Annotated in this window: 7 protein-coding genes; 5 read left to right on the forward strand and 2 right to left on the reverse strand. The window is 39.3% G+C overall.

Annotated features, from left to right (window positions below; genetic code table 11):
* Positions 1 to 1,892 (reverse strand): ESPR-type extended signal peptide-containing protein (locus RT143_RS11890; protein ID WP_313093256.1); only part of this gene is annotated, 1,892 nt, incomplete at its 3' end.
* A 353-nt stretch (positions 1,893 to 2,245) separates the two neighbouring features.
* Between RT143_RS11890 and RT143_RS11895 the strand changes: the two genes are divergently transcribed.
* The 4 genes from RT143_RS11895 (at position 2,246) to RT143_RS11910 (ending at position 4,996) form a co-directional block, all read left to right on the forward strand.
* Entirely contained in the window at positions 2,246 to 2,476 is a 231-nt protein-coding gene (locus tag RT143_RS11895) for a hypothetical protein (protein WP_159771233.1), read from the forward strand.
* A gap of 107 nt (positions 2,477 to 2,583) precedes the next feature.
* The gene (locus RT143_RS11900; RefSeq protein WP_286171213.1) at positions 2,584 to 3,444 is read left to right on the forward strand and encodes a PhzF family phenazine biosynthesis protein; all 861 of its coding nucleotides are present in this window, start codon (positions 2,584 to 2,586) and stop codon (positions 3,442 to 3,444) included.
* A 358-nt stretch (positions 3,445 to 3,802) separates the two neighbouring features.
* Positions 3,803 to 4,570 carry a helix-turn-helix transcriptional regulator gene (locus RT143_RS11905; RefSeq protein ID WP_313093261.1) on the forward strand — a complete coding sequence of 256 codons (768 nt, stop codon included), beginning with the start codon at positions 3,803 to 3,805 and terminating at the stop codon, positions 4,568 to 4,570.
* 183 nt (positions 4,571 to 4,753) lie between these two features.
* Positions 4,754 to 4,996, forward strand: a complete 243-nt coding sequence (locus RT143_RS11910; RefSeq protein WP_219332387.1) for a PH domain-containing protein — start codon at positions 4,754 to 4,756, stop codon at positions 4,994 to 4,996.
* Between the two features lie 4 nt (positions 4,997 to 5,000).
* Here RT143_RS11910 and leuA read toward each other — a convergent pair whose 3' ends face one another.
* Positions 5,001 to 6,674, reverse strand: coding sequence for a 2-isopropylmalate synthase (gene leuA, locus RT143_RS11915; protein ID WP_313093262.1), 1,674 nt, complete (start codon positions 6,672 to 6,674; stop codon positions 5,001 to 5,003).
* Positions 6,675 to 6,894: 220 nt separating this feature from the next.
* Here leuA and RT143_RS11920 point away from each other — a divergent pair.
* On the forward strand, positions 6,895 to 7,277 hold a 383-nt coding region (locus RT143_RS11920), incomplete at its 3' end, for an aspartate/glutamate racemase family protein (protein WP_313093263.1).

Consider the following 7,277-nt stretch of genomic DNA (forward strand, 5'->3'; position numbering starts at 1 on the left):
GGCGTTGGCGTTGGCGTTGGCGTTGGCGTTGGCGTTGGCGTTGGCGCTGTTAACTGCAGGTTAACGTGATTTGGATTGCTATAATCCGCATAGAAGTCGACTAAAGGACTATTATCTTCGATTGATTTAAATTGCCCCACTAGATTGTTGGCAGTTATGACATCTTTCCAGATGGTTGTTTTGGGTGTATTTTCGATGGCTTTGTCAGCATAGACATAAAAATCACCTTGACTAATATCAGCTTTATTGGTGAAAATAAATTTACCGTAAGGACTGTCAGCCAAGGTATTATTTTCATTATCATCAAGTAAAACAATACCAAGGCGATTACCTGCTTTGAGCGTATAATCACCATTAATTTTCATGGTACCTTCCCCAACGATGGTATCACCCGTCCATTGCATGCTGTTGGCAGACATTTCTAAAGTGCCACTGCCCATTTTGATAAAGCCAAGTGGAGGCTTATTTTCTGAAATAAAATTGTCTGGTAATTTACCTACATTTCCCGTTAATACAGCGTTGGGATTAATTGTGACATAATTTTGAGTTTTGTCTTGATCATCTTCATGGAACACATCAATTAAAAAGTTATTGCTAAGCTTAATAGGGGTATTCGCATTAAACCCTGCAAAAAAGTTTGGTTCACTTACGGTGGCATGAATAGAAGTGTTTTCGAAATTCACATCGGATAATTGCGAGTTCTCATTTCTGATAATGTTATATACATCTAGAATTGCATCCTTTGCGTTAAGTGTGCCTGAGCCTTCATTACCCACGACAAGATTACCCTCTACCCCAGTTACACCATCTCCCATGTTGAAGGTGCCATGTGCCCCTTTTTGATTACCTATGATCAGCTCATCAGTATGTAATCCATATGACCAACTATCAACACCATTATACAGCCCTTTTATATTAACGATTCCTTCGCCTTTGTCGCCGATAATAACTTTTTTTGCACCAAATGATGGTAAGCTTTTATCAGTTGCACCATCACCAATCACGTTAATTGTACCCTTGCCGGTTGAACCAGCACCGACAATCATCGTATCTGCACTTATACCACCATCATAAATCGTTGCTAATCCTGTGCCTTCATTCCCGATAATAGCAGTACTAGCACCCGAACTACCACTTTGTTCAGTATGCAACAATTCACCATAGCTTCCCTGCTGATTACCGAGAATAAATTGGTTTTTTGCGCCAATCATTCCTGAGTTAACTTGTAGTTTGGCACTACCTTTATCACCAATAATGACATTATTACCAACATAAACTTGGGTATTCCAAAAAGTTGTATTGTCTGGTTCAGAAATTGTTATTTGATTACCCGTACTGCTCGCTTCGCTGCCGGCAATGAGATTCCCACCTACTTTTAGCACACTACGACGAGCCACGTTTAGATTGCCTGTTCCATTGACGCCAACTAATAAATCACCTGCTACGTTGGTTAATAATGCCGTAACACCTTCGTTCGCTGAATGGGTATCTTGAATATTTAATGTGCCTTCTATCCCTTGATTTTGCCCTAAAGAGATTTTGTTAACATTTAGCTTTGGAGAGATCCCCGCATTATAACTTGACGTGTCAAAAATATGTGTATTAGTGACATTTAGTTGTCCTTGTTCAGTATTACCAATAATCATATCTTGGGCAGTCACTATGGTATTGCTACCATCAATATTATCATTAGTGACGATATAAGGATTATCAGTAATCGTGGTACTCGTCATATAATTTGTCGCCATTGCACTGCCAGATACCAGCGACATCGCTATTACTAAAGGTTTAAAAGCCTTACTTGAGGATTTGCCGCGTGATTTAGCGGTTTCTGCGACACACTGCCATACGCCCAATGATCTATTAAATACCACACGGTACACTTGATTCATAGTGATTCTCTATTATTTCTCTATCAGCTTTAAAAAATGTTAATCATTTGAATTTAACAATTCGAAAATAGTTTGAAGTTAATTTATTCAAAAGATTAGTATGAAACGAAAATGAATTATTACAGAATTTTTACTATACTATGAGATACAGTAATATGACATTATTAATTTAAATAACCTACACATAAAATAAACATTTTAATAACATTTGTTTTTTTTTATAAAATGATATTAAGATTAAATTAATTCTTTTAGCTAAAATACAGAGGTCATTTAAAAATTTTAAAGGTAGGTCAGGATAGCGTTGCTTTTATAATATTCCACAATTTTGATGTTTATTGATATCTAATCGCATGAAATATAGCGCAATAGCTTTGGCGTTAGACGCTATGGAAGCGCTGATAGCGAGAGATAGATTTTTTTATTTGGAGTCACCACAAAATTTCGGAGAAAATAGCACACTAAGTAATTTTGTCGATATAAAAAACCAGTTAAATCAAAAAATTCTATTTTTTTGTTGTAAAGGCTTGGTCAAGATTGCTAAAAAATCAAATAATCAAGAAAATTCCCACAAAGCACTTTAATAACAAATACATAAAATTGAACAAATGTACCAAAATTACTATATGGTCTGAATTAGTGCTGACCTTGAAGTGACTAATTTTTTAGCCTATCGCGAAGGAAATTCATTTTGCAGACCTATACCTATCATATTGTTAATGTTTTTGCTGACAATCACTTTGGTGGTAACCCTCTTGCTGTATTTCCTAGTGCCGATGGCTTAACTGATCAGCAGATGCAAGCGATTGCTCAGCAGTTTAATCTAAGTGAAACCGTATTTTTATTTGCTCCCACTGCTAAGCATGGCGTTCAAGCGGTTGCCGATTTACGTATTTTTACCCCAAATTATGAAATGCCATTAGCAGGTCATCCCACGCTTGGTTCAGCATTTGTTATTCAACAACTGCAAAATTTATTAAATAACTTTGTGTTAAACACCATAGCCAAGCCAGTAGAGGTCCAAGTTAATGATAGCCATGTCGAACTGTCTTTAACAGGTTTTGAACAGCGCATCAGTGTCGCGACACATGAAGAGCTGGCAAAAATAACAGGATTGATGGCAGATGATATCGCCAATCAGGCTTATTGGATGAATACAGGGACTTCGCAATTACTATTAAACGTGCTATCAAAGCAGAAGCTATATGACGCTAAAATCAATAAAGAGCAACTGCAAACTATTTGTCAAAAAGACAACGAGCTTGCCATGCTATATTTGTGGTACCAAGACAACGATGATGTGTTTGTACGGTTTTTCTCGATAGAAAATAATCAAATAGTGCAAGATAGCGGAACTGGGTCAGCCTGTGCCAATCTGGGTGCATATTTTATTTCACAAAACCAGCACCCAATCCATAAACGTATTTTTCAAGGTGATGAGATAGGGCGTCCTAATCGGTTAATGCTGAAAGTTGATGAGAAACAAACTATTTATGTGGGTGGCAATGTGATCGCGGTAGGTAAGGGTGAGTTTTATTTACCAGACGTATAACCAACTGAATTAAGCTTTAAATTGCTGGGCGAAGCGAAGCCTCAAGACTCCAATTGCAGAAGATTCAATAAATTATTGCAACCGCTGACATGATAATAATACCTGCTAGAATCGATAGCATCGACATGATCGCTGAATACACATATTTATCATTCATTTTATCTCTCCATAGAAAGGCTAATAGCCAAATCCCAAACAGCTTTGATAAAAGCAAATATTTCCACCAGCTAGGTTGAGTCAAAGGTTGGCCATCAAAGGGCGTAAAGCTAAACACTACATTGGAGAGCTTAAACATTTTTCAAGTATAATGGACGTGAAAACTTTTAGCATTGTTAAGCCATTGAATTGACTATAGTATATGTACTTTCAATCTTTACAGCCTCAACAGCCATTAAGCATTGTTGAAAAGCAGTACGAAACAGGGATGTGTGAGCCATTGCACAGCCATGTCTGTCATCAGCTGATTATTGTCAAACATGGCTTTATCCGGGTGACAGCGCCTAACGGTCAATTTGCCATTACCCAAAATCGGGGAATATGGCTGACACAAGGTACGGAACATCACCTAACCATTTTAAAGAATACCCAAGTCTTATCTGCTTTTATTGAGCCGCTGACAAGGGCGGATTTACTTAACCGCAGTCAAGTGGTGGCGATAAGCGAGTTATTGCAAGCGTTGCTTAGCAGTGCCGTTGGTATTAACAGTCATTATCAAACCAATACCCGTGAAGCCTGGATCGTTGAGCTGATACTTGATGAACTTCGATGTTTAACACCGCTCGCAGAATTTGAAGTACCACAGCCCACTTTGCCTGAATATCAAGCCTTGCTTGAAAAAATTAGCGAGCGACTCTCTCACCCATGGGCACTTGCTGATATTGCCCACCTGCTTAACATCAGTGAACGCACGGTATCACGGCAATTTACTCAGCAAACAGGGTTGAGCTTTATTGAATGGCTAAGACGGCTACGGTTGCAGCACAGTCTTGAGCTATTATTGCAAGGTCAAAGCGTAGTCGATGTGTCATTAACTGTTGGTTATGACAGTCCTAGTGCGTTTAGTACCGCTTTTAAACAACGTATTGGGCTATCACCGACCCAATACGTTGCTCAATATGAGCGATAATGATTTATGTTTACTTTCTATTCTAAAATTGATAACTGGCTCATCATCATATTTGTTATGGGCAGTATATCATTGTTGGTGTCTCCCTTCATTTATCATCGACATAAGCATATACCATTAGTTCAAAGTTATTTTGTGCTATTTTTTCCAACAGTATTTGCTCTGGTATTAATGTGGTTGCCTGTGTTTAAAACATCCTATCAATTGACCCAAACGGATTTAATCATACATAGTGGCTTCTCTAATACTGTCATTCCTCGCAATACCATTATTGATGTTAAGCCTAGCCATCGTTTAATAGCGTCGCCTGCCTTGTCCCTAGACAGATTGGATATCAGTTATCAAGTAAAGCCGAATAAAATCGAGCATATTTTGGTATCACCTGAAAATAAGAACGATTTTATCCAGCACCTAAACCTGCGTTAACAGCTTATTGCAATCTATCCGCTGCTCCAATCCCAGCGTTCAAAACCGCCTGCATCGACGTTTTTGCCACATCATCGCCAATGGCTACCCCATAAAACGACTCATCATCTTCTTTTAGCATCACATAACAAATCGCTTGGCTATCACTGGCTTTCCCTAAGCTATGCTCATCATACTGCTCAATGCTAAATCGTCTATCAAAGTGGCTGTTAATCGCATTAACAAAAGCAGAGAGTATTCCGTTGCCTACTCCCTCAATTGTTAACTCATTGGGGTTAGAAAGCTCAACCGTTAGATGATAGTCATTGGCATTGTTTCTCCCAGTAAAACCCTGTACTTGATAGCCTGCTGGCTGATATAAATTTAAGCCATAACGTTCTTTAAACAACTGCCAAATCTCGGCCATACTGGCTTCTTTTTCATGCTGGTGGGTAAAGTCTTTAACCTGTTGGCTAAAGTCCAGCTGAAACGCACGGGGTAATTTGATGCCATGATGGGTTTCAAGCAGCCATGCTGCACCGCTTTTACCAGATTGGCTATTGACCCGTATGACTGCTTCATAGGTTGCACCAATATCTTTAGGATCAATGGTAAAGTACGGCACATTCCAAATACTATTTGGATTTTCTTGACGTTTAGCGAAACCCTTTTTAATCGCATCTTGGTGAGAGCCACTAAAGGCAGTAAATACGAGTTCACCGGCATATGGATGTCGTGGATGAATCGGCAGCTCATTGCAATAGGTCATTACATTAGCCGTTTGTTGAAGATTTGAAAAATCTAAGTTGGGATAAATGCCCTGAGTATATAGATTTAACGCCAGTGTTACCAAGTCAACATTACCGGTGCGTTCACCATTACCAAATAGACAGCCTTCGACTCGGGTTGCTCCTGCAAGCATGGCAAGTTCAGCGCAGGCTACCCCTGTCCCTCGGTCATTATGTGGATGAATGCTGATGGTGATATGCGATAAATCCGAAAAATTTTGCATAAACCATTCAATTTGATCGGCATATACATTGGGCGTATTCATCTCAACCGTGGCAGGTAGATTGATAATCATAGGTCGTTTAGCCGTCGGTTGCCAAACGTCTTTAACCGCTTCACAAATCTTTAAGGCAAATTCTCGCTCAGTAAAGCAAAAAGTTTCTGGTGAATACTCAAATTGCCATTGGGTATTGGGATTTTGCTCACAATGCTGTTTAACCAACTTTGCCCCATTTACTGCTAATTCTATGGTACTGGCTTTGTCTTGATTAAATACCACCTCACGAAAGACAGGGGCAGTGGCATTGTATAAATGGACAATCGCTTTGGATGCGCCTTGTAATGCGTCAAAGGTCTTGGCAATAAGTTCAGGACGTGATTGGGTAATGACTTGAATCCATACATCGTTAGGAATAAGCTTGTCATCAATTAACTGTCGTACAAAGTTAAAATCGGTTTCAGATGCTGAAGGAAAAGCCACTTCAATTTCTTTAAAGCCAATCGCCACCAAATGATTGAATAAATACAACTTTTTGTCCGAGTCCATCGGATTGATTAAGGCTTGATTGCCATCTCTCAAGTCAGATGAGCACCAGCGCGGGGCAGTAGTAAGCTGGTTGTTGCACCAGGTGCGGGTGGGAAAAGGCTCGATGGTAAAGCGCTGGTATTTAATTTGAGGGTGGGTTAGCATGGTTGTCTCCTTATTAGGTTAAAACCATGCTATCGAAGTTTTAGTGGTGATGCCTTCGAGTTTCGGACAGGATTCTTTGCTAATGGTTTTCGGCAAATAATTGTGATGTTTAAATCACCCACACAATTTTGAAATTTAAAAAACAACTGTATCGGGCATTAACTATTAAATTACCCTATAGTAGCCAATTAAAATAGGAACTAACCATAGGCATCATCATATGAAACTACTCGGCATTATTGGCGGCATGAGTACCGCAAGTTCAATCAGCTACTACCAAACAATCAATGAACAAATCAATCAACTTCTTGGCGCTAATCATGGGGCTAGACTGGTTATTTATAATCTCGACTTTGAAGAAATTGCTCAACTACAAAAACAAGGCAACTGGCAACAAGCAGGTGAGATGTTAGCGGATGCTGCAAAACGCTTAGTACTCGCAGGTGTTGATGGAATCTTACTTGCCACCAATACCATGCACAAAGTCGCTGAGTTCATTACAGATGCGATAGATGTCCCATTTTTACATTTGATTGACATCACAGCCGAAGCCATTGCTAAACAAGGCTTGGACAAAGTAGGATTGTTAGGGACTAGTTTTAG

The organism is Moraxella sp. CTOTU48268, assembly GCF_032069585.1.
Lineage (GTDB): Bacteria > Pseudomonadota > Gammaproteobacteria > Pseudomonadales > Moraxellaceae > Faucicola > Faucicola cinerea.

Excerpts from the sequence above, each read along its gene's own strand:
- RT143_RS11895 (WP_159771233.1), top strand. The coding sequence starts at position 2,246 with ATGAAATATAGCGCAATAGCTTTGGCGTTAGACGCTATGGAAGCGCTG.
- RT143_RS11905 (WP_313093261.1), top strand. The coding sequence starts at position 3,803 with ATGTACTTTCAATCTTTACAGCCTCAACAGCCATTAAGCATTGTTGAA.
- leuA (WP_313093262.1), bottom strand. The coding sequence starts at position 6,674 with ATGCTAACCCACCCTCAAATTAAATACCAGCGCTTTACCATCGAGCCT.